This window comes from Aliirhizobium sp. YIM B11859, assembly GCF_057163345.1.
This window is the reverse complement of the sequence record NZ_JBXHAY010000001.1, coordinates 877498-901018: the sequence shown is the minus strand read 5'-3', so window position 1 is coordinate 901018 and position 23521 is coordinate 877498. Positions and strand designations below refer to the sequence as shown.

Here is a 23521-nt window from a genome sequence, read left to right as displayed (position 1 = left end):
CGTTTGCATGTTTGGCTTCAGCCGTTGGTTTCGGCGGCAATCTTCAACTGCTCCAGAAGCGCATCCCGCTCCGGCACGAAGTTGCGCGTCACCCAGAAGTCCTCCACCACCTTCAGCAATTCACCGACCCGCTTGCCCGAGGGAACGCCCGCCGCCATCACATCCTGACCGGAAAGCGGGAAGACCGGTTTCTTGTAATTCTCGGCCGTCGAAAGCAGTTGCAACAGCCGGGCACTCCTGCGCATGGCCATCGGATCGTCCGCTGCCGCCATCCGCGCCGAAGCCAGCGCCAGCTTGAGGCGGCTGATCATCCCATCCTTGCCATTGCGGTAGAGGAGCCGGGTGAAGCCGACATCCGTCACCTCGTCGGGCGGCATCGGCGTCGAGGCCCATCGCTCGAGTTTCAGTGCGTCGGCATTGGATAACCTCAGCCGCTTGGCCAGTGCCTCGAGCCTATCGACATCCGGCGGCACGATCGCCGCAAGCCGGAGCAGCGGTTCCGCTTCCCAGCCGAGCGTTTTCTCGGCGGTCACCAGGCCATGAATGGCATCGATGCCCCATTTCTCGCTCTCGGGCAGGATTTCGCTGAGTACGCCCGACTGCCGCATCCATAAAAGCGCCCGCGACAGGTCAGGAGCCGCGAGCAGCTTCCTGGTTTCCATCCACACACGCTCCGCCGACAGGCCCGAAAGCGTGTCCTTGGCCCGCGCGCAGGCCCGCAACCCGTCCGCATCCGGTCGGCCGGACCCGTAATAGGCGAAAAAGCGGAAAAATCGCAGGATGCGCAGGTGATCCTCGGCAATCCGCTGCGCGGCATCACCGATGAACCGCACCGTCCGGCTTTCGATATCCTTCTGCCCCTCGACGAGGTCGATGACGTCGCCCTTGGCATCCGCATAAAGCGCATTGATCGTCAGGTCCCGACGCTCGGCATCCGCCTTCCAGTCGGTGCCGAATTCAACGACGGCATGCCGTCCATTGGTCTCGATATCGCGCCGGAGCGTCGTCACCTCGAAACCACGACCGTCGACGACCAGCGTCACCGTTCCATGGTCGATGCCGGTCGGCACCGCCTTGATGCCGGCCGATTGCGCCCGCTCGACCACGACCTCCGGCCGCAGGGTCGTTGCGATATCGACGTCGGCGACCGCGATCCCCATCAGGGCATTGCGCACCGCACCGCCCGCAACCCGCCCTTCTCCGCCATCCGCATTGATGAGCGCCATCACGCGCTGCAGGGCCGCATCCTGGAACCAGGTCTCGCCAGCCACAGAGTTCATGCATAAAGCCTTTCATAAAGCGTTCGGAGGATTCCTGCCGTAATCCCCCAGATATTCCGGTTTTCATAGGGCATCAGGTAAAAATGCCGTTCCGTTCCGTTGAAGTCACGGGTTCCCCGCTGGTGGTTCGCCGTGTTCATCAGGAAGGAAAGCGGCACTTCGAAGACCTCGTCTACTTCCGTAGGGTTGATCCTCAGGTCGAAGCCGCGCCTCACCACCGAAAGCACCGGCGTGATGCGGAAGCCCGTCATCGCGTAATATTGCGGCAGCCGTGCGAGAGGTTCGACGAAGCGGGGATCAAGCCCGATCTCCTCGCGTGCCTCGCGCAGCGCCGCCTGTTCCGGCGATCCATCCTCGGGATCGACCGCGCCGCCGGGAAAGGCGATCTGGCCGGAATGTTTTCGAAGCGTCGCCGTGCGCTGCGTCAGGATGATTTTCGCCTCGTCGCCGTCATCGACGACCGGGATCAGCACCGCCGCATCGCGAAGCGTCAACCCGGTGGCGATATCCATGAATTGCGGATTGAGCAGATGATCACCGTGCTCGCGCCATGCAGTCTCCAGCGGACCGCCACTCTGCTTTAGCGCCCGTCGGCGAAAACCGTCTGCCGAATAGGGTGCAGGATTGTTGCCTGTGGCATCACTCATGATGCCAACCGTTCAAGCTCGGCGGCAGGCATGATCGGAAAAACCTCGATCCCGGAGCGGACCGCGAACATCTCTATACCATCGATATCCATGACCTCACCCTGTTCGACGAGATCATACATGACCGGCCGCGAAACCAGCGCCTCCAGCCTGCCGCGAACCAGAACATAGGGCTTCAACTGCCGCTCCTCGCCGATGGTCTCGAACCGCAGCGGGTGATGCGCATCGACCTCCACCACATCCCCGACATTGGTGCGGAACGTGATGAGCGGCGCTCCATCCTTTTCACCGACCTGCATCTCGACGGCCAGAAACGGCGCATCGACGATCCTGATCCCGACTTTTTCCACAGGCGTGACGAGATAAGTTTGGCCGTCTTCATCCTTGCGCAGCACGGTTGAAAACAATCGCACAAGCGGCGCCCGCCCGATCGGCGTTCCCATGTAGAACCATGTCCCATCGGCACGGATTTCCATGTCGAGATCGCCGCAGAACGGCGGATTCCACGTCTCGACAGGCGGCAGGCCGCGGTTTTCGCCGCCGGACTGCTCCGCAGCGCGCGAAATCAGGGCCGCAAGGCCGGCGGCATCAGGCGCCGAATTTATCGTTTCTGCTGCCATCTTTCAGTCCCGGTTCGACACTAATCGTTCGAGATAGCGATCTTTCCTCACGAGATAGTCATTCGGGGCAAGCTTGTCAGCCTTATTTCGGGTAATAACTTCTGGGGCTAATGTGTCTGTTGCAGTGCAGCGAGTCGTGACAAGGGCATGACACCCGACGTCTTGTGACAATCGACCTTTATCATGGAGAACGACATGGGCGTGATGAATCCAACCGAGGCCGTTCTTGACGAAAAGGCGATCGTCGTCGCCGCCGAAAAAGCGCTGTCGGATATCGCCGCCGTCCGCGAAGAGGTCGGCAAGGTCATTTTCGGTCAGGAAAGGGTTGTCGAAAACACCCTTCTTGCGGTTCTCTCCGGCGGTCACGCGCTGCTGGTCGGCGTTCCGGGCCTCGCCAAGACCAAGCTGGTCACGACGCTCGGCACCGTGCTCGGGCTCGATTCCAACCGCATCCAGTTCACGCCCGACCTGATGCCCTCCGATATCCTCGGTACCGAAGTGATGGACACCGACGACAACGGCCGCCGTTCCTTCCGCTTCGTCAAGGGCCCGATCTTCGCCCAGTTGCTGATGGCCGACGAAATCAACCGCGCCTCGCCGCGCACCCAGTCGGCGCTGCTGCAGTCGATGCAGGAATATCATATCACCGTTGCCGGCCAGCGTTACGACCTTCCGGCCCCCTTCCACGTGCTTGCAACCCAGAACCCGCTGGAGCAGGAAGGTACCTACCCGCTGCCGGAAGCCCAGCTCGACCGTTTCCTGCTGCAGGTCGACGTGCTCTACCCGGAACTTGCTGCCGAACGCCAGATCCTGCTTGGAACGACCGGCCTCTCGGAGGTCAAGTCGCGCGGCGTGATTGACAGCGCACGGCTGCAGGAAATCCAGATGCTGATCCGCCAGATGCCGGTCTCCGACAAGGTGGTCGATGCGATCCTGTCGCTGGTGCGTTCGGCTCGCCCCGGTCACGGTAATGCCGATACCGACCGGCATGTCGCCTGGGGCCCGGGGCCCCGCGCAGGCCAGTCGCTGATGCTGACCGCCCGCGCCCGCGCGCTTTACCAGGGTCGGCTCGCGCCTTCTCTTGATGACGTCTATGCGCTCGCCGAGCCGGTGCTCGAACATCGCATGGCACTGAATTTCGCCGCTCGCGCCGAAGGCATGTCGGTGCGCGACGTGATCGCCGGACTGGTAAAGCAGGCGCGCGGATAACCGCCTAAAGCGGCATCCCCACCTTTAGAAAGGACAATGCGTGGCATCAATCGGCCAGATCGTCGAGCAGACACCCAGCAGTGAAGTCCTCTCCCGCGCCCAGGCGCGTGCGGCCCTCGTACCCGACTGCATGGTGGAAGCCAAACGTATCGCCAACACCGTGATTGCCGGCTGGCATGGTAGGCGCAAGCGTGGCATGGGCGAAAACTTCTGGCAGTTCCGTCCCTATGCGGAGGGCGAAAGCCTGTCGCGCATCGACTGGCGCCGATCGGCTCGCGACGACCATACCTATGTCCGCGACCGCGAATGGGAAGCCGCCCATACGATCTGGCTATGGGCCGACATGTCGCCGTCGATGATGTTCAAGTCTACGTTCGCCATGGTTTCGAAGGAAAGCCGCGCGCTGGTTCTGATGCTGGCGCTGGCGGAAATCCTCGCCCGCTCCGGTGAGCGCATCGGATGTCCGGGCATCATGGAGCCGGTATCCGCCCGCAATGCCGCCGAACGGCTGGCGGCCGCTATCATGCATGCGCCGCTGACCACCGGCCTGCCGGAAACCGCGATGATCCGTGGCCAGAGCGATATCGTCCTGATTGGCGATTTCCTCGATGATGCAGACAGCGTCATGTCGCGTATTTCGCCGCTTGGAAAACGCGGCCTGCGCGGCCATGTCATTGAGGTCGCCGATCCCGCCGAAGAGACCTTCCCCTATAGCGGCCGCACCGAATTCACCGATCCGGAGACCGGCGAAAAACTGACCTCCGGTCGTGCCGAAACCATCCGCGAAGACTATCAGCGCGCCTACCTGGCCCGCCGCGAAGCGCTGGGCGAAGGCCTGCGCCGACTCGGCTGGAGTTTCACCTTCCACCGCACCGATCATCTGGCATCCGAGGCGCTGGTCGCCGTGCATAGCCATCTTTCCGGCATGCCGGCGACAGTCCCGGGAGGCCGCATATGATGAGCGCGCTCGCCTTCGCCAACCCGTTCATCCTGTTCGGCCTTCTGTCACTTCCGGCCATCTGGTGGCTGCTGCGTCTCACCCCGCCGCGCCCCAAGGCCGAGATCTTTCCGCCGCTCAGAATTCTGGCGACGGTACTGAAGCGCGAGGAAACACCGGCACAGAGCCCCTGGTGGCTGACGCTGCTGCGCATGCTGCTTGCCGCGGCCGTCATCCTCGCGATCGCCGATCCGGTTCTCAATCCGCGCGCCAGTTCGCTCGGGTCGGGCGGCCCGCTGGCGCTTGTGATCGACAATGGCTGGTCGAGCGCCGTCGACTGGGAACGCCGCGTCGAGACGGCCAACATGCTGATCGATGAGGCAGAAAGCGCCGACGTTCCGGTGTCGCTCACCTTCACGGCAGAAGCCGGCAACGAGCCCGCATCGGGAACGGCCGCCACCGCCCGCGACAAGCTCGCCGCCGCCGAACCGAGGCCGCTCGTACCCGACAGGCTACGCGCCATCCGTGCCCTTGCAGAAGCGCTGGACGGCAATCGCCCCGGCACGGTGGCACTGATTTCCGACGGCATAACCGCGCCCGGCGACGCCGATGCCATGACTGCGCTGGCGGCTCTGTCGCCGGCAGACGTTCGCCTTTATCAGGGAGACGGCCACGGTTCGGTCGCGATCACCGGTGCCACCAACAATTCCACCGCCATGAGTGTGACTGCAACCCGCCTCGACACGACAATCCCGCAGCGATTGACCGTCAACGCACTCGACCAGCAAGGTCGTTCGCTCGCGTCCGGCACGGCTGATTTTGCCGCCGGCTCGGGGACTGCAACGGCGGAGATCACTGCGCCCTTCGAGTTGCGCAACGATTTCGCCCGGCTGAGCGTCGATGGCCTTGCGACAGCCGGTGCTACCCATCTGCTCGACGACGGCTTCAAACGCCGCCGCATCGCCCTGATTTCCGGTGAAAGCGGCAGCGACTTCCAGCCGCTGCTGCAGCCGCTCTATTATATCAATCGGGCGCTTGCGCCCTATGCCGACATCGTCCAACCGAACACGGCCGACCTTGCGGTCTCGATCCCGCAGATCCTCGAAAATAATCCGTCGGCGATCATCATGGCCGATGTCGGCCGGCTGCCGGCGGAAACCTATCAGCCTCTCGAACAATGGATCGCCCGCGGCGGCACGCTGATCCGCTTTGCCGGTCCGCGTCTGGCGGCGGCACCATCGGACGATCCGCTCGTGCCGGTCAGGTTGCGTCAGGGCGAACGTGCGCTCGGCGGCGCCATGTCCTGGTCGGAACCGCAATCGCTTGCCGATTTCCCCAAGATCGGCCCCTTCGCCGGCATGCCGCGCGCAACAGACATCACCGTGACCCGCCAGGTGCTTGCCGAACCGACTCCGGATCTCGCCGAACGCACCTGGGCAAGTCTTGCCGATGGCACGCCGCTGGTGACCACCCGTGAAGTCGATGCCGGCCGCCTGGTCCTCTTCCACACCAGCGCCGAGGCAACATGGTCCAACCTGCCGCTGTCGGGCAATTTCGTCGAAATGTTGCGCCGCGTGGTTCAACTCGCCCGCGCCGGTGGCGCGGCAACCGCTTCGCCCGGAGCAGGATCGGCAGCCGCGACACTTCCCGCCTACCGCCTGTTGACGGCTGACGGCATGCTTTCGACTGAAACCGGCAGCGTTCGGCCGATCATGATCCGCAATGGTGAAACGCCATCGGCCAATTTCGACCATCCGCCCGGCCTATACGGCACCGAAGATGGTTTCAGCGCCGTCAACCTCCTGCCCGCAGGCACCGTACTTTCCGCCTTCGACCCGAGCCCGATCGGCCGCGCTGTCACCCGCGAAGGGCTGGCCGGCGGCGAAGCGGTATCACTGCGGCCATCCCTGTTTGCCGCAGCCTTCGCCATGCTGATCCTCGACAGCCTGATCGTGCTCTTCATCAATGGCGCCTTCTCGCGCCTGCCGAAAGGCGCAAGGCGTCGCGCAGGCGCCACGACGGCTGCAATCGCTGCGCTCGGCCTCGGCCTTCTTGCCATCCATCCGAACCCGGTTTTCGCTCAGGAAATGCCCGAAGGCAGTGGCGCCAAGGCTGGTGACGAACAGATCCTGGAACATCTCGACACCACCCATATCGCCTATGTCGTCACCGGCGAGGCGGATGTCGACCGTATCTCCGAGCAGGGCCTCGACGGACTGACGCAGTTCCTCACCTATCGCACGACGCTTGAACCCGGCGCACCGGTCGGGCTCGATATCAGCAAGGACGAACTGTCCTTCTACCCGATCATCTACTGGCCCGTGTCGGCCACCGCGCCCATGCCGTCGCAGGCCGCGATCTCGCGTATCGACGCCTATATGCGCAATGGCGGCACCGTGCTTTTCGATACGCGCGACCAGTATTCCGCACTCGGTGGCGGCGGTTCCTCGCCGAACGGCCAGCGCCTGCAGGAGATCCTCGCCAATATCGACATCCCGCCGCTTGAGCCGGTGCCGGAAAACCATGTTCTCGCCCGCTCCTTCTATCTGCTGACCAACTTTCCCGGCCGCTATAACGGCAGTCCGCTGTGGGTCGAGGCACGGCAGGATTCCCGCAACAGTGCCAACCAGGTATCATCTGGCGGCGACGGCGTGTCGCCGCTCATGATCACCGGCAATGATTTTGCCGGTGCATGGGCGGTCGATCCGCAGGGTGCGCCGGTCCTGCCGACAGTGCCGCCGGATGACATGCAGCGCGAATATGCCTACCGCGCCGGGGTCAATATCATGATGTACATGCTGACCGGCAATTACAAAGCCGATCAGGTTCATGTCCCTGCCCTTCTCGAACGGCTTGGCCAGTAGGAAAGAGCATCGATGACGCTTGAATTCGCGCCCTTCTTCGCCTGGCCTGTTCTGATCGGTCTTGGCATCCTCGCGCTTGTGCTTTGTATCCTCGTCTTCTGGCGCCGTGTGCGTGGTGCGAGCCTGCGCACTCTGGCGCTCGCCTTCCTGCTGCTGGCGCTCGCCAACCCGACCCTGCTGCAGGAAGATCGCCAGCCGCTGTCGACCATCGTGCCGATCGTCGTCGACCGCTCGCAGAGCCAGCAGACCGGGGAACGCAAGAAGCAAACCGATGAGGCGCTTGCCGAACTCAGGGATCGTTTTTCCCGTTACCCGAATATCGAGACCCGCATCGTCGAAGTCGCCGACGATCCCGACAGCGACACGCCCTCGACGCGGCTATATACCGCCCTGCGTTCCGCCGTATCCGACGTTCCGCCGGCAAGGCTCGGTGCTGCCGTTTTCGTCACCGACGGCCAGATCCACGACCTGCCGGGCACCAATCAGGATATCGGCTTCGATGCCCCCATCCACGGCCTGATCACCGGCCAGCCGGACGAATTCGACCGCCGCGTCGAAATCGTCCGTGCGCCCCGCTTCGGCATCGTCAACGAGGAGCAGGAACTGACGTTGCGGGTGGTCGATGACGGTCGTTCGAACACTGCGCCGGCTCAGGTGACGGTCAGGATGAACGGCGAGCAGATCGCCACCTTCCGCGCCCGGCCCGGCATGGACACGCCTTTCCCTTTCAATGTGCCCCGTGCCGGCAACAACGTCATGGAATTTTCAGTCGACGAACTGCCCGGTGAAGTGACGACGGCCAATAATCGCGCCGTCCATGTCATCGACGGTATCCGCCAGAACCTGCGTGTGCTTCTCGTGTCCGGCGAACCGCATGCCGGCGAGCGCGCCTGGCGCAACCTGCTGAAATCCGACGCCTCTGTCGATCTCGTCCACTTCACCATCCTGCGGCCGCCGGAAAAGCAGGATGGCACGCCGATCAATGAACTGTCGCTGATCGCCTTCCCGACCCGTGAACTCTTCGTCGAGAAGATCAAGGATTTCGACCTGATCATCTTCGACCGCTACAAACATCGCGGCGTGCTGCCGATCCTTTATTACGACTACATTTCCCAGTATGTCGAAAACGGTGGCGCCCTGCTGATCGCCGCAGGCCCCGAACATGCCGGCGAGGATTCGATCGCCTCGACGCCGCTGGAACAGGTGTTGCCCGCGGAACCGACCGGGACAATTCACGATGCCGGTTTCTATCCGCATCTGTCGGAAATCGGCCAGAAACATCCCGTCACCCGCGGCCTCGACGGTTCCAACCAGACCCCGCCCGCCTGGGGCCGCTGGTTCCGCACCATCGATGTCGATCCGCCCAGGGGCGAGACGGTAATGGAAGGCGACGGCACCCGTCCCCTTCTGGTCCTGAACCGCCAGGGACAGGGTCGCGTTGCCATGCTTCTGTCCGATCAGGGCTGGCTCTGGGCTCGCGGTTTCGAGGGCGGTGGCCCGCATGTGGCGCTCTATCGCCGCATCGCCCACTGGCTGATGAAGGAACCGGAACTGGAAGAAGAAGCGCTGACCGCCCGCTCCTCGGGCCGCACGCTGGAAGCAACCCGCCAGACGATCGGCGACGATCCGGGTCCTGCAACCGTGCGCTTCCCCTCCGGTCGCACCGAAACCGTGCCGATGACGGCCGCCGGCCCCGGCCAGTATCGCTTTGAGCGGCGAATGGACGAGGTCGGCCTGTTCCAGGTGTCGAACGGTGATTTCTCCACCCTCGTCCATGTCGGCGCCGTCGATGCACCGGAATTCAAGGCGATGATCTCGACCGAGGAGACGCTGAAACCTTACGCCGAAAAGACCCATGGTCTTGTCACCCGCGTCGCCTCAGGCGACGGTATCACGCTGCCGGACATTCTGCCGGTGCGTGGCGAGGTTCGCGTCAGCAACTCCAACCGCATGACGATCCGCATGACCGACGAGAGCGTCCTGCGCGGCGTCAACAGCCTGCCGCTGTTTGCCGGTTTTGCCGGACTGTCCGCCCTGCTCTTCGCGGTTGCCGCCATGTGGTGGCGCGAGGGACGCTAATGGCATACCGGCTCGAACTGACCGCATCACCGTCGGGCGACGATCTGGATGCGGTCCTCAAGGGATTGACGGCCTATAACGAACTGGAGGTCGGCCCTGCCGACCGGATGCCGCTTGCTATATTGATCCGCGACGACAACGATCACGTCATCGGCGGCCTTTCGGGCTACACGTCCTGGGGCTGGCTGTTTACCCAGTTGCTCTTCATTCCGGAAGCGTTGCGCGGCCAGGGAATGGCGGCAAGACTTCTCGATGAGGCCGAAACAGAGGCCCGTCATCGCGGCTGCCGTAGCGCCTGGATCGATACCTTCAACCCGCAAGCACTCAGCGCCTACCAGCGGCAGGGCTACGAAATCTTCGGCGAACTGCCCGACTTTGTCGGCGGGCGAACACGCAGCTTCCTTAAAAAATCTCTTTAGTTTATCGATGCATCCTCTCATGGGAGGAGGAAGTTACTTGGGCATCGAACTCAAGATCACGGAAGGCATCGCACCGCAGGAGGAAGATCTCATCCTGCACAAGTTGCGGACATTCAACATCGACACATTCGGCGCAAGTGATCGCCGCGAACTGGCGATCCCGCTATACGATACGGCAGTTGATGCCGGCAGCGAAATCGACGGCGGCCTCGTCGGTTATACCGGTCGTGGCTGGCTTTATATTTCCATGCTCTATATTCCCGAGGCTCTCCGCGGCCAGGGGTTGGCGACACGCATGCTGGGAATGGCCGAAAAGGAAGCCCGCAGACGCGGCTGCATCGGTTCCTATATCGACACCATGAACCCGCAGGCGCTCGGCCTTTACCGGAAGCTCGGTTATAACGAGATCGGCAGGCTCGACGCGCTTTCCGGCGGGCAGGTCGTCACCTGGCTCGCCAAGCGCTTCTGACGGAAATTTACGGCCGCCAGCCGATGACGCCCTTCAGCCCCTCATGCACGCCATCCTTCAGCGGCACGACCAGCACGCGGGCTGGATCGACGGGACCGGGAAAATCCAGCGCATTATAAGCGACCTTCTCGAACCCGAGCGGCATGTAATAAGGCGGGTCGCCGATCAGGATCACCGCTTCGGAGCCCTTGCGCCTTGCAGCCTCGATCGCGATCCTGACGAGCTCCCGCCCGATCCCCATGTTCTTGTGTGTCGGGCGTACCGCAAGCGGGCCAAGCATGTGCCCCTTGACCGTACCGGCCATCACCGGCGTCATCCGCACCGATGCGATCGTCTCGCCGTCATCGGCGCAAATGAACGACAGCGACCGGTCATGCGGCCCCTGCTCGCGGATCCGGGCTGCGGCACGTGTGTGACGGCCCGGACCGAAGGCTTCCTCGTTGATCAGTTCGATCGCAGCGTCATACGACGCATCCTCGGTCAGGTAGACGAGATCATGCCTGGAGAGGGATTTGGAGGCAACAAGATGCAGGGAAGCGGATGAGGACATGGGGAACCGAAGCCGTAGATAAAGAGCGGACAGGAGATGCGAAGTCGATGACGCCATGTCTGGCGTCCTGGTCGATCTTCAGCGTCGTCGCAGTGTCCGTGCTTCGGTCATGTAGATGTTTTGTCCCACAAAAATGTGAAAAGCCAACTAGCAGGATTTTTTTGACCCGTCCAATGCAAAAACACTGCGTTCGCAAAATTGGCCTCGCAATCGCGTCGCCGCACCGTATGTATCGGCTGACACCTATAAGGAGATTACCATGGGCAGGCTGGTAGAGGGCAAATGGCAGGACGTCTGGTACGACACCGCATCGACCAAAGGCCATTTCAAGCGATCCGAATCGCAGTTCCGCAACTGGGTCACGGCCGACGGTTCGGCAGGGCCGTCCGGCAAAGCCGGTTTCAAGGCGGAACCCGGCCGCTACCATCTCTATGTTTCCTATGCCTGCCCCTGGGCGCATCGCACGCTGATCTTCCGCAAGCTGAAGAAGCTTGAGGAGCTGATTTCCGTCTCGGTCGTCGACTATCTGATGCTGGAAAACGGCTGGGAGTTCAAAACGCCGGAAGGCGCCACCGGCGACACGCTGTTCGGCTCCGATTATCTCTATCAGGTCTATCTGAGGGCCGACCCCGGTTATTCCGGCCGCGTGACCGTGCCGGTCCTGTGGGACAAACAGCAGAACACCATCGTCTCCAATGAAAGCGCCGAGATCATCCGGATGATGAACAGCGCCTTCGATGGCCTGACCGGCTCCGATCTCGATCTTTATCCGCAGGATCTTCGAGCCGAAATCGACGCCCTCAACGCCATCGTCTACGACCGGGTGAACAACGGCGTCTACAAGGCCGGTTTTGCGACCACGCAGGAAGCCTACGAGGAAGCTGTCACTGCCCTCTTCGAAACGCTCGACATGCTGGACACGCGGCTGGAGAAAAGCCGTTACCTGTTCGGTGACCGGCAGACGGAGGCCGACTGGCGGCTGTTCACCACCCTCCTGCGCTTCGATCCGGTCTATGTCGGCCATTTCAAATGCAATATCCGTCGCATCGCCGATTATCCGAACCTGTCCGGTTATCTGCGCGACCTCTACCAGCATCCCGGCGTGGCGGAGACCTGCAACCTCACGCATATCAAGGGCCACTATTACCGCAGCCACAAGACCATCAACCCGACCGGCATCGTGCCTTTGGGCCCGATTGTCAATCTCGATGCGGCGCATGGACGGGAGGGGCTTGGAGCGTGAACTGAAACGGCCACGCGATCCGATTTCCCGCTCTCCATGCGAACTCCGCCTATCGACGGATAGCAGCCCGGAATTTTGCAGGTATCGAAGCCGCAAGCAGAGCGAAAGCGGGTTGTTTTCCACTACTTTAGAGCATCATTGACAAGCCAATTGGTCGGTCCGATAGTCCCCTGCGCAATCATGCAAATGGGGAGGTCCCAATGACCAATCGCTCTGTAATTCTTGCATCTTTCGCTTTGCTTGCATCTGCCGCTTTCGTCACCCCGGCGTCAGCGCTGACGATGAAAGAATGCGGCGCCAAATATCAGACCGCCAAGACGGACGGTTCCGCCAAGGACATGAAGTGGAACGACTATCGCGCCAAGTTCTGCGGCGCCGACGCAGCCGCCGAAGATGCAGCTGACGACAAGGAAGTAGCCGCCACGACGGAGAAGGAACCGGAAAAGGCGACGATGAAGGCTCCAAAGAGCGTCGTGTTTCCGAAAGCCGTCGACAAGAAATATGCCAGCGAAACTGCCGCCAAGGGCCGTCTGAAGACCTGTGTCGACAGCTACCATCAGAACAAGGACGGCGGCACGCTCGGCGACCTGAAATGGATCCAGAAGGGCGGCGGCTACTGGAGCCTCTGCAACACCGCCCTCAAGAGCTGATCGCGAGCAAAATCCCCGGGTAGTGTGAGCCGCCATGCCGGACATGGCACCCGAGCGCCACCCGCGCAGGACAGGCAGGAGGCGCGCCCCGCAAAAGGGCGCGCTTCAATTGGTGCCCGTGTCGCCATTTCTGCCGGCAACAAGATCATCGGCCTTTCGGTTCAGCCGGTCGGCGTGATCCTGCAGGCTCATGCTGAGTGCCTTGAGATGCTTTTCGTCCATCTCTTCGATACCGATGAACGTGTTGGCGGCATGGCTCGACAGGATCAGTTCATCGAGCTTGGCCTGCATCGCCTCGCCGCTGCGGTTCTGGGAGTTCTGCAGCACGAACACCATCAGGAAGGTGATGATGGTCGTGCCTGTATTGACCACAAGTTGCCATGTCTCGGAAAATCCGAAGAGCGGGCCGGTGACCGCCCATAAGGCGATGAAGATGACCGCCGCGACGAATGTGGCCGGCTTGCCGGACCATAGCGAGATGGCAGACGAAAATCGTTCGAATATGCTCTTCTTCTGTTGTGCTTTCGCCATCGCAATCACCTCCCGTGACGTGATTGCGTAAACAATATTGCGAAGAACACGTTCCGTCCGCTGCGGGTAAATGAGCGCGACGGCGCTTGTATCCGGATCTCACCAGTAATCAGACCGTTTCACCTCGCCGCTCAGTTCCTGCAGCCTCAGCAATGTCGCATCGGTCACCTGGTCCGGCAGCGCATCCAGCGCGAAAAATCCGTTCTCGGCGATTTCCCGATCAGGCGGACGCGGCGCGGTCTGCTCGACGGTGACGCGGTAAAGCAGCACGTGATCGCGCTTGCTGGCCCGGCGATTGTAATAGACGTGGAAAAATTCGGGCGTGCCGATGATCGCCAGATTGCCCTCCTCGCGCAATTCCTTGGCAAGCGCCTCGAGCGCCGTCTCGCCGCGTTCCATGCCACCCCCCGGCAGGTACCAGCCCGGGACATAGGTGTGGCGCACCATGAAAACCCGGCCTTCGCGGTCGAAACAGGCAGCTCTCACCCCCATCGTCATGCCGCGGGAAAGGAAGAAGAACCGGTGTAAAAGCCACACCACCACCCTCGTCCGCCATGTGCCGATCTCAGCTATGCCTGTGCCGCTCATCAGCTCTCCGATCCGCTCGCGCAAATTTCATAACGATTTTCCGTTTCGTGCGTTATGTCTTGGCCATGTACAAATTCGCCCATATTTCCGATATCCATCTCGGCCCTCTTCCCAAGCTCAGCATTCGCGAGCTGATGTCCAAGCGTATCACCGGATTCGTGAACTGGCATCGCAACCGGCGCAAGCACCTTTTCGTCAACACACTCGACCTTCTGCTCAGCGATCTGAAGGGCCACGACCCGGATCAACTCGTCATCACCGGCGATCTCGTCAATTTGGCGACGAAGATCGAAACGCGGCTGGCAAGGGAATGGCTGGATACGATCGCAAATCCCGAGGATACGACGGTCATACCCGGCAATCATGATGCCTACGTGCCCGGCGCCCACGACAAATCGGTCGCCGCCTGGTACCCTTTCATCAAGAGCGACGACGATCCGGGCGAATGGCCCGAGGACGATCATATCTTTCCGACCTTCCGCCGCCGAGGCCCGCTGGCGATCATCGGCTGCTCGACATCGAATGCCACTCCGCCTTTCTCGGCATCCGGATTCTACAGTCCGCGACAGGCGCGTGAAACGGTCAACCTGTTGAAAAAAGCCGGCGAAGAAGGCCTCTTCCGCGTCGTGCTCATCCATCATCCGCCGATCCAGGGCGCCGCGGCCGCGCACAAGCGGATGATCGGCATTCGCCGTTTTGCCGCTGCAATTTCGATGGGCGGCGCCGAATTGGTCCTGCATGGGCATACCCATCTCAACACCGTTTACTGGTTGAAGACGCATGGAGCGCCGATACCGGTTGTCGGCATCGCTTCGGCCTCTCAGGGCCCCGGCGGCCACAAGCCGCGCGCCGCCTACAATCTCTTCAATCTCTCGGGAGAACAGGGGGCCTGGAACCTCACCTGTGAGCGCCACGGCCTGAGCGAGAGCGGCGACCACGTCCAGCTCGACGAGACCAGATTGTTCTACGGGCAGGCGCAGACGCAAATCCCGGTGGAAGAAGCCGCCAGAATTCTTCAAGCTTAGCACAAGCTTGTTGCATAATGATCACAATCGATTCATAGCTAATACCTTGAACGATCCAATCCGTGGAAAGCATAAGGCAGCCTGCGCTTAATGAACCCGTCCGCAGCCTCGAACGACATTCGTCGCGATCTCGTGACGCTGCTGCCGCGCCTGCGCAGATTTGCTCTGACGCTGACCGGCGACGCGAAGTCGGCAGATGTGCTGGTTCAGGATGTCTGCGCCCGCGTCATCCAGAAAAGCCATCACTGGAAGGGCGAAGGACGCCTTGAAAGCTGGGTCTTCAGCCTGATCCGCAGCGGCTGGAACGAAGAGCCGCGCCGCCGCCCACGACCGGAAACGCAGGCAGGGGACCAGTCTGCAGCAACCGATGGCAACAGCTTGGCCTCTTCGAAAATGCTGCTCTGTCTTCCAAACGGTTTTGCGATCGCGCTTCTTCTCGTTGACGTTGAGGGCTTCGATTATTCGGAAGCTGCCTCCATTCTCGGGATCGCGCCGGAACTGCTGTCGTCGCGCCTGTGCGCTGCGCGCCTGTCGCTTGCCTCCATGCCGCCCGATCTTGCCGAACGGAGAGCCTGATCAATGTCGAGCAGCGATCCTTCCCAGCTTGAAAAACGCCTGTCAGCCTTTGTCGACAGCCAGGTGACGGATGCCGAACGGCAGGATGTCGAAGCACTTCTCGTCAATGATCCGCAGGCACGCAGCCTGCACGACGATCTGAAGCGCGGCAGCCAGACCGGGCGACGTCTTCTCGACGATATCCTGAAGGAACCGGTTCCGCTCAATCTCGTGCGCGGCATCCGCAATGCTGCCCTGCCCCGCAAGGCGGTCCGGCTTCCCGGCACACAATCGGCCGGCGTGACGTTCCGCCCATCGGCACTGCAGGCGCTGACGGCCTGTGCCGCGATGCTGTTGATCGGCGCCGCCGCGGGTTACATGATCGGCGCCCGGCCAGACATGCAGGCACCGGATATCCTGGTCAGTCAGGCATCGCAGCAACGGGACTGGCTGGATGACATCGTCTCCCATTATCGGCTCTACAGCCGCCAGCAGAACCACCTGACCGAAATCGCCGGCGACCGCCCGGCCGATATCCTGGAATGGCTGACGACCGGCACCGGCGTGAGCTTCCGCATTCCCGACCTCAGCCAGAGCGGCTTGAGCTTTGTCGGCGCCCGCATGATCGCTGCCGACAATACGCCGACCGGCCTGCTCATCTACCGGCGCACCTCCGGCGACAATGACGGCGATGTCGTCGTGCTGAGCTTTTCGAGAGTCCGGCCCGAAACCGCCAAGCCGATCGAGGATATTCGTCTCGATACCGGTCTGGTGACCTGGAGTACGCCGATTGCGACCTACGTCCTTGTCGGCCCCTCGTCTGCGGCCGATCTCGACGATATCGCCGCCAAGGCGGCAGGATTGATCTGAGATGTCTGCTTGATGACCATTCAGGACGCACGCGATCGCGTCGTTGCCGACATCGGTGAAGTCGGCGCCATGACGCGTGAGACGGCCCGCCGTTACGAGCGGGTATTTTCCGGCTTTCGCGCCGAACTCGACGCCGTTCTCAACGAAACCGGAACGATGAGCGAAGCCGCTCTGGCTGCCATGGCCATGGTCGAGGCGGCGGCAACGGCCGTGCGCGGAAGTTTCCCCAACCAGCCGCGTCTCGGCTGTCGCGATGGCTGCGCCTCCTGCTGCCACCTGTTCGTCGCCATCCCGCCCGGCGTCGCGACCGCGATTGCCGAACATATCCGTGTCGCCTTCGACAGCGAACGGCAGGACGCGCTGATCACACGACTGTCGGCAGCGGCATCAGCGATCGCCGCCGTCGAAAACCCGCTCTGGGCCAGGGTCCGCTGTCCCCTGCTCGATGATGCCGACCGGTGCACGATCTACGATGTGCGCCCGCTGACCTGTCGGGCCTTCACCTCGCGCAGCGAGGCGGTCTGCCGCACCTTCATCTTCGACAGAGATCCGGCCGCCGAAGGCGGCGTTGACCAGAACCCCGCTCACTACCGCCTGCATGTCGAGGCGACCCATGCACTGATCGACACGGCCCGCAACCGCGGCCTGCCTCACGGTCAGACCGGTCTTGTCGCTTCCCTGCTGGAAGAGTTGAGCCCGCAAGCGAACTGAACGCCGCCGGCAATCCTCGATCACCCGATTTAGGCGAGAGACGAATGCGGCCCCGTGCGCATTCGTCTCGCACGGGGCCGCAGCAGTTTGGGATGTCGTCAGAACGCCGTATCAGCGCCCCTTTTCGTCCAGCACCCGATTGGCAGCCGAAACGATCGCATCGAGCGACGCCGTGACGATATTGGTGTTGATGCCGGCGCCGAACAGCTTGCCGCCCGGATGCTGCATCTCGACATAGGCGATGGCAGACGCGTTCGAGCCGTGCTGCAGCGAATGTTCCGAATAGTCGTTCACCGACAGGTCGATGCCCAGATAGATCGACAGCGCATTGATGAAGCCATCGATCGGGCCGGTACCCCTGCCCTCGATCCGCTTCGTCTCGCCATTGTCGGTGATCTCGGCTGCGACGACGCGAATGCCGCGATGCTCCTGGCCGGCCGGATACATGTGGTGATCGACGAATTTCAGCCGCGCAGCCGCCTGCTCCACATAACGCTCGATGAACGTGTCGTGGATACGCTTCGACGACAGTTCCTTGCCTTCCTCATCGGTGATTTTCTGGATCGCCTCGCGGAATTCCACCTGCAGATTGCGCGGCAGGTTCAGGCCGTAATCCTGCTGCAGGATATAGGCGATGCCGCCCTTGCCCGACTGTGAGTTGATGCGGATGATCGCCTCGTAGGAGCGGCCGACATCCTGCGGGTCGATCGGCAGGTAAGGCACTTCCCAGACCGGATGGTTGGCAACCTTGATCGCCTTCATGCCCTTGTTGATCGCGTCCTGATGCGAGCCGGAAAACGCCGTATAGACCAGTTCACCGACATAAGGATGGCGTTCGGGAATAACCATCTCGTTGGAATATTCGTAGACTTCCTTGATCCGCTCGATGTCGGAGCAGTCCAGTTCGGGATCGACCCCTTGCGTGTACATGTTGAGCGCCAGCGTCACCACGTCGACATTGCCGGTACGCTCGCCATTGCCGAACAGGGTACCCTCGACACGGTCGGCACCCGCCATCAAGGCCAGTTCCGTCGCGGCAATACCCGTGCCGCGGTCGTTATGCGGATGGACGGAGATGATGACGTTCTCGCGATTGTCGATATTGCGGCACATCCATTCGATCTGGTCGGCATAGATATTCGGTGTTGCCATCTCGACGGTCGACGGCAGGTTGAGGATCAGCTTGTTGTCGGGCGTCGGCTTGATCTCCGCGATCACCGCGTTGCAGATGTCCAGCGCCACGTCCAGCTCGGTACCGGTAAAGCTTTCCGGCGAATATTCGAACCGGTAGCCGCCATTCGCCCCATTGGCGGCCTTCGCCGCCATGTCGGTGATCATCTTGGCCGCATCGACGGCGATTTGCTTGATGCCGTGGACATCCTTGCCGAACACCACGCGGCGCTGCAGTTCCGATGTCGAGTTGTAGAAATGGATGATCGGCTTGTAGGCGCCTTCCAGCGATTCGAAGGTGCGGGTGATCAGCTCAGGCCGGCACTGCACCAGCACCTGCAACGAGACATCCTGCGGCACGCCGCCTTCTTCCACGCACCAGCGGGCGAAATCGAAATCGGTCTGCGAGGCGGACGGGAAACCGATTTCGATCTCCTTGAAGCCCATGTCGAGCAGCAGCTTGAACATCCGCGCCTTGCGGTCGTGTCCCATGGGATTGACCAGCGACTGGTTTCCGTCGCGCAGGTCGACCGAACACCAGATCGGCGCCTTGTCGATCACCTTGGACGGCCAGGTGCGATCGGGGATGTTGATGGTCGGATAGGCGCGGTACTTCACCGCCGCGTCAGCCATGCCCTTGATTGCGGAAAAGCTCTTGGTATCCATGTCTCTGTCCTTCGCTTCCCATCCACAGGAACCGATCGGGCTCCATGCCGTTCACAAACGTGCATTCGACTGCAGATGTTGGACCTTGCTTCGGTCCGGGTTCATTTTGGGATTAGTGCGAGGAGCTCTTACGCCGGCAGGCTTTCGGCCGCCGGGCGCTCCTCAACGGACCCGGCAACCGAGTGTAAGGTCGAGGCTAAGAAGCGAGAGAGGCGCGAAAACCGTCGCCCCGGCAGCGGTGCTGCGGGCGGCAAAACGGTCAAACATGATCGCGCCTGTCATGGTCATGGGCAGCTGTATAGCCGCAAGCAGGACATCAGGCAAGAACGGCTTTGCGACTTCCGGTACGCACCTGTCAGCTTCGGCGCTTCATTACCCGCGACAATCCCATCATCACCCCGCCGGCAACCAGCCCCCAGAATGCCCCGGAAATGCCGGCAAAGGTCACGCCTGACGCAGTGACAAGGAAGGTGATCGCGGCGGCTTCGCGCGTTTCGGCGTCACGCCAGGCGGCAAAAGCGGCATTCGAGAATGCGCCGATCAGGCCGAGGCCGGCGACCGCCTGAAGCAGGATAGGCGGCGCCATCGACACGAAGGCGATGATCCCACCGGCAATCAGACCGAGCACGGTATAGGCGGCACCGCCGACGACGGCTGCCCAATAACGTCGGGCCGGATCGGGATGGGCATCCTCGCTGGCGCACATCGCTGCCGTGATCGCCGCAAGATTGACCGGCACGCTGCCGAAAAACGCGCAGATGGTCGAGAATATGCCGGTCGACGCAAACAACGGCCCCGGCGCCGGTTCGTAATGATGCGCCTTGAGGATGGCGATGCCGGGAATGTTCTGCGATGCCATGGTGACGATGAAAAGCGGCAAAGCCACCGAGACGAAACCGTTCCAGCTGAACGTCGGCGTCACCCAGATCAGCTGTGGATGGATCGCGGCACCGATCTGGCCGAACACGTCATCCGGCAGGTCGACGCCGAAGATGAGAACGAGGATGAAGGCGGCGAGTGCCGCGGGAACTGCCCAGAGCCGCCATCTCGAAACCACCACCATCCATGTCAGCACGATCGGCAGACCAAGCGCTGCGTTGAACGCGACCGCCTTTACCGGAGCAAGGCAGAGGCTGAGCAGGATACCGGCCAACATCGCATTCGCCAGCGGCGCCGGAATACGGCGTATCATCTGGCCAAGCGGCCGCAACAGGCCGGAAAGCGTGATCATCACCCCGCAGAGCACGAAGGCACCGACGGCGGCCGGAAAGCCGCCTTCGATGGCGCCGGTCGCGGCAAGCAGCGCGCCGCCCGGCGTCGACCATGCCATCATCACCGGCATTCGGTGGTAAAGCGAAAAGACAACCGCAAGCACGCTCTGCGCCACCGAGACGGCCAGGAGTGCCGAGGCGATTTCGTCGGGCGTGGCGCCCATCGCCTGCAGCCCCTGCATGATGACGGCAAACGAGCTGACAAAACCGACAAAGGCCGTCAGCAGGCCCATCGTCAGGGCCGAGGGCGAAAAATCCTTGAGCATGGGCAACCGGAATGTCTGGCAAAGTGAGGGTCTGATCCTTCAAGATCAAAATCCCTTCCCCCTTGCAAGCCTGACAGCGCCGAAAGCGTTCGCCGGCCCCGGTCCTGCAGCCATCATCCTCGGCTAAATCACGCCGCCACAATCGAACGGCGTGATTTTACGCATAGGGCTCGTCAGAGAAGCCAGTCGCTGGTCTGGGTGGTCGAGGCACTGCTCGCCGTTTCCAGGTCGTTGAGCGAATAGGCCCGGATATAGTCGATGTTCATTTCCGAACCGTCGCCACCATCGGCAAGACCGTCGGACGGTGTCCCGGCCAACCCGCCAACGGCCAGATTGACGATCATGTACATCGGATCATGCATGTCGGAAGGTGTGTCGGTTTGGGCAACGGCCACATCGTCGAAATACCAGGTGATGTGATCTTCGTCCCACAGAAGACCATATTTGTGGAAACCTTCCGTATCCGTCACCGCGACGTTGTTGATGACCGAGGTCTGCTCGCCGGTCTCGTTGGAATGGGCCGACATGATCAGCGTATTCGGATCCTGCCCCTTCATCTCGATCACGTCCAGTTCCGGCGGCCAGGAACCATCCTCCGGCAGCAGCCAGAAGGCCGGCCACGCGCCCTGATCGTCCGGCATGTCGGCGCGGATTTCGAAATAGCCGTAGGTCTGGGCGAAGGAGGCGTGGGTGGTCAACATCCCCGACGTGTAATTATAGCCCTCCACCTCGCTGGAGATCGCGTCTGACGTCTGCTCGGCGGTGATCGTCAGCACGCCGTTGCTGATCGAAAACGGGTTGGCGGAGGCGGTCGGCCCGTATTCGGGATTGACGTACCACTGTTGCTCGCCATTGGTATGCAGCGAAGCCCCCTTGTCCGGCGCCCACCAGTATTTGGCCTCCCATGTACCGTCTTCGCCGTCATAAAGCGACAGCGAATTGAAGTCGTCGCTGAAGGTCTGGGTCAGGTTCGAGCGGTCTAGATTGAGCTCGAACTGGTCGGCTGTAAGATCGTCGGCGGTCGTGCCGGCGAGCACAATGCTTTCGCCATTGCCGAGATGAAGCCACAGGTCCTCACCCTGTTGCGAGGACTGGCCGACGAGTTGGTCGAAAGACGTCACGCCATAACCGTTCAGCCGGATCGTATCGTCGGAGCTGAAATCGGTGATCAGATCGGTGCCGTTGCCCTTGGTGAAGATGAACGTATCGGCGCCGCCACCGCCGATCAGGACGTCATTGCCTGCACCGCCGTCAATGGTCTGGCTGCCGCTGCCACCGGTGATGATATTGTCCGAAGAGTTGCCGAACGCGTATCGACCGTTCCCCGTCACTGTCAGGTTTTCGAAATTCTCCGGCAGTGTGTAGCTCATCCACGTATTGATCGTGTCGACGCCTCCCCCCGGCTCCTCCACCGCGCGGTTGATCGCCGAATAGAGGTAATAGATGTCGTCGCCGGTTCCGCCGGTCATCGTCACGTTGACCGAACTGTCACCCCACATGGAATCATTGCCTGCAGTCCCGTATTGTATCGGTCCCGAGCCTGTCGCGGAAAACCAGGCTGTCGAATTGCCGCTGTAATAAAGTGCTATGCCGAGCGCATTCAAAATGGAATTCGTCATGGAAACTGCTCCTGTTTGAGTGGCCTTCCTTAAAAACTCCTCCCGCCCGAAGCCTAACAGGTCGACTTGGGCGAAATTCCAACAATGCGTCACATTCGTCCGAAAACTGGGATCGACAGTTAAGCCAGACCTAAAAAGGCACAGCCCCTGTCTCATATCGGCATGCCCGCCCGCTCCTGCCGAAGAACGCGGAAGATCCCGCCATCACGGCCGGATCTTCCAAGGCGGCCAGGCCCCGAGCCTCCGTCGCCCGGCTGCCGCCCAAATTCTCAGCGTTTTGTGACGACCACTTCGAGATAGTCGCTCGGCACCACCATCGTGCCGTCCTCCGCCCGGTTGAAGCGGCCGATCAGCGCCACGAGATCACTTTCGAGCAACACCTGCTTATCCGCCGGCAGGGCCGCGAATGCCTTGTGCACCGGGCCGTACCAGGTGCGGAAAACCTCGATCCAATGATTGGCCGACAGGTAGCGGAAGACGAAGGTCCGCGTCGTCGCCTCCACCTTGCCATGGCTGCAGAACATGTCGTCAAGCCGATCGGGGGTGCCCCACAGCGCCGGCGGACGAAGGCCGGCAGGCGGCGGAACATGCCGGCCGATCGTCTTGAACAGCTGCCCGATGAAGCCATCCGGCGTCCAGTTGGCAAGCCCGATCCGCCCGCCGGGCTGGCAGACGCGCAGCAGTTCGCTGGCAGCCCTGTCCTGATCCGGGGTGAACATCACCCCGAAGGTCGAGAGCACCACATCGAAACTGTCATCGGCAAAAGGCAGGGCCTCCGCATCGGCCGCCTTGAAATGAACGCTGAGGCCTTCGGCATCGGCGCGCCGCCGCCCCTGCTCCAGCAAGGCCGGGACATAGTCGGTCGAGGTCACCCGGCACCACCGCCGCGCGGCGGCAAGCGTGGCATTGCCGTTGCCGGCAGCGACGTCCAGCACGGTCTCGCCGGCCCTCAGGTCAAGCGCCTCGCAAAGCCGCTCGCCGACGATTTGCAGTGTCGTCCCGACAACCGCGTAATTGCCCGATGCCCAGGCGCCCTGTTGGCGCGCCTTGACGGCGGCAAGGTCAGGACCGGCCGAAGCATCGTCCTGCGGTTTTCCGTTTCCGGTCGGCATTCCGTTTCCGGCTAAATTGAGATTTGCACTCTGCATGGTCTTTCCTCCGCTTGATGAACTGCCCGAAGATCATCTCGACTGACGATCCTCAATGACGGAGCAAGCATTGCCGGTTGCCGACCGCCTGCTCCAGTGCAGGAAATGGACCGCTGCCGGTACAGAAAATGCAT

The 23521-nt window shown here is 61.8% G+C and carries 22 protein-coding genes; 12 read left to right on the top strand and 10 right to left on the bottom strand.

Going from position 1 to position 23521, the window contains the following annotated elements; translation table 11 throughout:
• Positions 1-17: 17 nt before the first annotated feature.
• Genes AC2GXZ_RS04190 through AC2GXZ_RS04180 form a run of 3 tightly spaced genes read right to left on the bottom strand, consistent with a single transcriptional unit; the run spans position 18 to position 2547 of the window.
• A complete protein-coding gene (locus AC2GXZ_RS04190; RefSeq protein WP_483757845.1) occupies positions 18-1280 on the bottom strand; it encodes a CCA tRNA nucleotidyltransferase in 1263 nt (420 codons plus the stop codon).
• Positions 1277-1927 carry a CoA pyrophosphatase gene (locus AC2GXZ_RS04185; RefSeq protein WP_483757844.1) on the bottom strand — a complete coding sequence of 217 codons (651 nt, stop codon included), beginning with the start codon at positions 1925-1927 and terminating at the stop codon, positions 1277-1279. Before AC2GXZ_RS04185 ends, AC2GXZ_RS04190 begins: the two co-directional genes overlap by 4 nt.
• A complete protein-coding gene (locus AC2GXZ_RS04180) occupies positions 1924-2547 on the bottom strand; it encodes a DUF1285 domain-containing protein (protein ID WP_483757843.1) in 624 nt (207 codons plus the stop codon). Before AC2GXZ_RS04180 ends, AC2GXZ_RS04185 begins: the two co-directional genes overlap by 4 nt.
• Before the next feature lie 195 nt (positions 2548-2742).
• Here AC2GXZ_RS04180 and AC2GXZ_RS04175 point away from each other — a divergent pair, with 195 nt between their 5' ends.
• The 6 genes from AC2GXZ_RS04175 to AC2GXZ_RS04150 are packed head-to-tail and all read left to right on the top strand — an operon-like array spanning position 2743 to position 10524.
• Positions 2743-3756, top strand: coding sequence for an AAA family ATPase (locus AC2GXZ_RS04175; protein WP_483757842.1), 1014 nt, complete (start codon positions 2743-2745; stop codon positions 3754-3756).
• Positions 3757-3796: 40 nt separating this feature from the next.
• Positions 3797-4714, top strand: coding sequence for a DUF58 domain-containing protein (locus tag AC2GXZ_RS04170; protein WP_483757841.1), 918 nt, complete (start codon positions 3797-3799; stop codon positions 4712-4714).
• A complete protein-coding gene (locus AC2GXZ_RS04165; RefSeq protein WP_483758266.1) occupies positions 4714-7557 on the top strand; it encodes a DUF4159 domain-containing protein in 2844 nt (947 codons plus the stop codon). Before AC2GXZ_RS04170 ends, AC2GXZ_RS04165 begins: the two co-directional genes overlap by 1 nt.
• A 12-nt stretch (positions 7558-7569) precedes the next feature.
• The gene (locus AC2GXZ_RS04160) at positions 7570-9636 is read left to right on the top strand and encodes a hypothetical protein (protein WP_483757840.1); all 2067 of its coding nucleotides are present in this window, start codon (positions 7570-7572) and stop codon (positions 9634-9636) included.
• A complete protein-coding gene (locus AC2GXZ_RS04155) occupies positions 9636-10055 on the top strand; it encodes a GNAT family N-acetyltransferase (RefSeq protein ID WP_483757839.1) in 420 nt (139 codons plus the stop codon). The genes AC2GXZ_RS04160 and AC2GXZ_RS04155 overlap by 1 nt, the downstream gene beginning before the upstream one ends.
• A gap of 37 nt (positions 10056-10092) precedes the next feature.
• Positions 10093-10524 carry a GNAT family N-acetyltransferase gene (locus AC2GXZ_RS04150; RefSeq protein WP_483757838.1) on the top strand — a complete coding sequence of 144 codons (432 nt, stop codon included), beginning with the start codon at positions 10093-10095 and terminating at the stop codon, positions 10522-10524.
• Between the two features lie 7 nt (positions 10525-10531).
• On the opposite strand, the gene AC2GXZ_RS04145 is transcribed toward AC2GXZ_RS04150, so the two are convergent.
• A complete protein-coding gene (locus tag AC2GXZ_RS04145) occupies positions 10532-11074 on the bottom strand; it encodes a GNAT family N-acetyltransferase (protein WP_483758265.1) in 543 nt (180 codons plus the stop codon).
• Between the two features lie 259 nt (positions 11075-11333).
• Between AC2GXZ_RS04145 and AC2GXZ_RS04140 the strand changes: the two genes are divergently transcribed.
• Both AC2GXZ_RS04140 and AC2GXZ_RS04135 read left to right on the top strand, forming a co-directional pair.
• The gene (locus tag AC2GXZ_RS04140; protein ID WP_483757837.1) at positions 11334-12317 is read left to right on the top strand and encodes a glutathione S-transferase family protein; all 984 of its coding nucleotides are present in this window, start codon (positions 11334-11336) and stop codon (positions 12315-12317) included.
• Between the two features lie 200 nt (positions 12318-12517).
• Positions 12518-12967, top strand: coding sequence for a hypothetical protein (locus AC2GXZ_RS04135; protein ID WP_483757836.1), 450 nt, complete (start codon positions 12518-12520; stop codon positions 12965-12967).
• A 105-nt stretch (positions 12968-13072) separates the two neighbouring features.
• On the opposite strand, the gene AC2GXZ_RS04130 is transcribed toward AC2GXZ_RS04135, so the two are convergent.
• Together AC2GXZ_RS04130 and AC2GXZ_RS04125 are read right to left on the bottom strand one after the other, a co-directional pair.
• A complete protein-coding gene (locus AC2GXZ_RS04130; RefSeq protein WP_483757835.1) occupies positions 13073-13498 on the bottom strand; it encodes a low affinity iron permease family protein in 426 nt (141 codons plus the stop codon).
• A 99-nt stretch (positions 13499-13597) separates the two neighbouring features.
• Positions 13598-14086 (bottom strand): NUDIX domain-containing protein, encoded by a 489-nt coding sequence (locus AC2GXZ_RS04125; RefSeq protein ID WP_483757834.1) that lies wholly within the window; start codon positions 14084-14086, stop codon positions 13598-13600.
• 65 nt (positions 14087-14151) lie between these two features.
• On the opposite strand from AC2GXZ_RS04125, the gene AC2GXZ_RS04120 reads away from it, so the two are divergent.
• The 4 genes from AC2GXZ_RS04120 to AC2GXZ_RS04105 all read left to right on the top strand — a co-directional run bounded on the left by AC2GXZ_RS04120 (position 14152) and on the right by AC2GXZ_RS04105 (position 17247).
• Entirely contained in the window at positions 14152-15111 is a 960-nt protein-coding gene (locus AC2GXZ_RS04120; RefSeq protein WP_483758264.1) for a metallophosphoesterase family protein, read from the top strand.
• A 90-nt stretch (positions 15112-15201) separates the two neighbouring features.
• Positions 15202-15687 (top strand): RNA polymerase sigma factor, encoded by a 486-nt coding sequence (locus AC2GXZ_RS04115; protein WP_483757833.1) that lies wholly within the window; start codon positions 15202-15204, stop codon positions 15685-15687.
• A gap of 3 nt (positions 15688-15690) precedes the next feature.
• Positions 15691-16536: an anti-sigma factor family protein gene (locus AC2GXZ_RS04110; protein ID WP_483757832.1), complete on the top strand. Its 846-nt coding sequence runs from the start codon at positions 15691-15693 to the stop codon at positions 16534-16536.
• Between the two features lie 12 nt (positions 16537-16548).
• Positions 16549-17247: a YkgJ family cysteine cluster protein gene (locus AC2GXZ_RS04105; RefSeq protein WP_483757831.1), complete on the top strand. Its 699-nt coding sequence runs from the start codon at positions 16549-16551 to the stop codon at positions 17245-17247.
• A 111-nt stretch (positions 17248-17358) separates the two neighbouring features.
• Here AC2GXZ_RS04105 and leuA read toward each other — a convergent pair whose 3' ends face one another.
• The 4 genes from leuA to AC2GXZ_RS04085 all read right to left on the bottom strand — a co-directional run bounded on the left by leuA (position 17359) and on the right by AC2GXZ_RS04085 (position 23351).
• The gene (gene leuA / locus AC2GXZ_RS04100; protein WP_483757830.1) at positions 17359-19083 is read right to left on the bottom strand and encodes a 2-isopropylmalate synthase; all 1725 of its coding nucleotides are present in this window, start codon (positions 19081-19083) and stop codon (positions 17359-17361) included.
• A 355-nt stretch (positions 19084-19438) separates the two neighbouring features.
• Entirely contained in the window at positions 19439-20620 is a 1182-nt protein-coding gene (locus tag AC2GXZ_RS04095; protein WP_483758263.1) for a benzoate/H(+) symporter BenE family transporter, read from the bottom strand.
• 173 nt (positions 20621-20793) lie between these two features.
• Complete coding sequence (gene eglC / locus AC2GXZ_RS04090; RefSeq protein WP_483757829.1) at positions 20794-22239, bottom strand: endo-1,3-1,4-beta-glycanase EglC; 1446 nt, start codon at positions 22237-22239, stop codon at positions 20794-20796.
• A gap of 269 nt (positions 22240-22508) precedes the next feature.
• A complete protein-coding gene (locus AC2GXZ_RS04085; protein WP_483757828.1) occupies positions 22509-23351 on the bottom strand; it encodes a class I SAM-dependent methyltransferase in 843 nt (280 codons plus the stop codon).
• Between the last annotated feature and the right edge of the window lie 170 nt (positions 23352-23521).

Excerpts from the sequence above, each read along its gene's own strand:
- AC2GXZ_RS04190 (WP_483757845.1), bottom strand. The coding sequence starts at position 1,280 with ATGAACTCTGTGGCTGGCGAGACCTGGTTCCAGGATGCGGCCCTGCAG.
- AC2GXZ_RS04185 (WP_483757844.1), bottom strand. The coding sequence starts at position 1,927 with ATGAGTGATGCCACAGGCAACAATCCTGCACCCTATTCGGCAGACGGT.
- AC2GXZ_RS04180 (WP_483757843.1), bottom strand. The coding sequence starts at position 2,547 with ATGGCAGCAGAAACGATAAATTCGGCGCCTGATGCCGCCGGCCTTGCG.
- AC2GXZ_RS04175 (WP_483757842.1), top strand. The coding sequence starts at position 2,743 with ATGGGCGTGATGAATCCAACCGAGGCCGTTCTTGACGAAAAGGCGATC.
- AC2GXZ_RS04165 (WP_483758266.1), top strand. The coding sequence starts at position 4,714 with ATGAGCGCGCTCGCCTTCGCCAACCCGTTCATCCTGTTCGGCCTTCTG.
- AC2GXZ_RS04160 (WP_483757840.1), top strand. The coding sequence starts at position 7,570 with ATGACGCTTGAATTCGCGCCCTTCTTCGCCTGGCCTGTTCTGATCGGT.
- AC2GXZ_RS04155 (WP_483757839.1), top strand. The coding sequence starts at position 9,636 with ATGGCATACCGGCTCGAACTGACCGCATCACCGTCGGGCGACGATCTG.
- AC2GXZ_RS04145 (WP_483758265.1), bottom strand. The coding sequence starts at position 11,074 with ATGTCCTCATCCGCTTCCCTGCATCTTGTTGCCTCCAAATCCCTCTCC.
- AC2GXZ_RS04140 (WP_483757837.1), top strand. The coding sequence starts at position 11,334 with ATGGGCAGGCTGGTAGAGGGCAAATGGCAGGACGTCTGGTACGACACC.
- AC2GXZ_RS04135 (WP_483757836.1), top strand. The coding sequence starts at position 12,518 with ATGACCAATCGCTCTGTAATTCTTGCATCTTTCGCTTTGCTTGCATCT.
- AC2GXZ_RS04130 (WP_483757835.1), bottom strand. The coding sequence starts at position 13,498 with ATGGCGAAAGCACAACAGAAGAAGAGCATATTCGAACGATTTTCGTCT.
- AC2GXZ_RS04125 (WP_483757834.1), bottom strand. The coding sequence starts at position 14,086 with ATGAGCGGCACAGGCATAGCTGAGATCGGCACATGGCGGACGAGGGTG.
- AC2GXZ_RS04120 (WP_483758264.1), top strand. The coding sequence starts at position 14,152 with ATGTACAAATTCGCCCATATTTCCGATATCCATCTCGGCCCTCTTCCC.
- AC2GXZ_RS04115 (WP_483757833.1), top strand. The coding sequence starts at position 15,202 with ATGAACCCGTCCGCAGCCTCGAACGACATTCGTCGCGATCTCGTGACG.
- AC2GXZ_RS04110 (WP_483757832.1), top strand. The coding sequence starts at position 15,691 with ATGTCGAGCAGCGATCCTTCCCAGCTTGAAAAACGCCTGTCAGCCTTT.
- AC2GXZ_RS04105 (WP_483757831.1), top strand. The coding sequence starts at position 16,549 with ATGACCATTCAGGACGCACGCGATCGCGTCGTTGCCGACATCGGTGAA.
- leuA (WP_483757830.1), bottom strand. The coding sequence starts at position 19,083 with ATGGATACCAAGAGCTTTTCCGCAATCAAGGGCATGGCTGACGCGGCG.
- AC2GXZ_RS04095 (WP_483758263.1), bottom strand. The coding sequence starts at position 20,620 with ATGCTCAAGGATTTTTCGCCCTCGGCCCTGACGATGGGCCTGCTGACG.
- eglC (WP_483757829.1), bottom strand. The coding sequence starts at position 22,239 with ATGACGAATTCCATTTTGAATGCGCTCGGCATAGCACTTTATTACAGC.
- AC2GXZ_RS04085 (WP_483757828.1), bottom strand. The coding sequence starts at position 23,351 with ATGCCGACCGGAAACGGAAAACCGCAGGACGATGCTTCGGCCGGTCCT.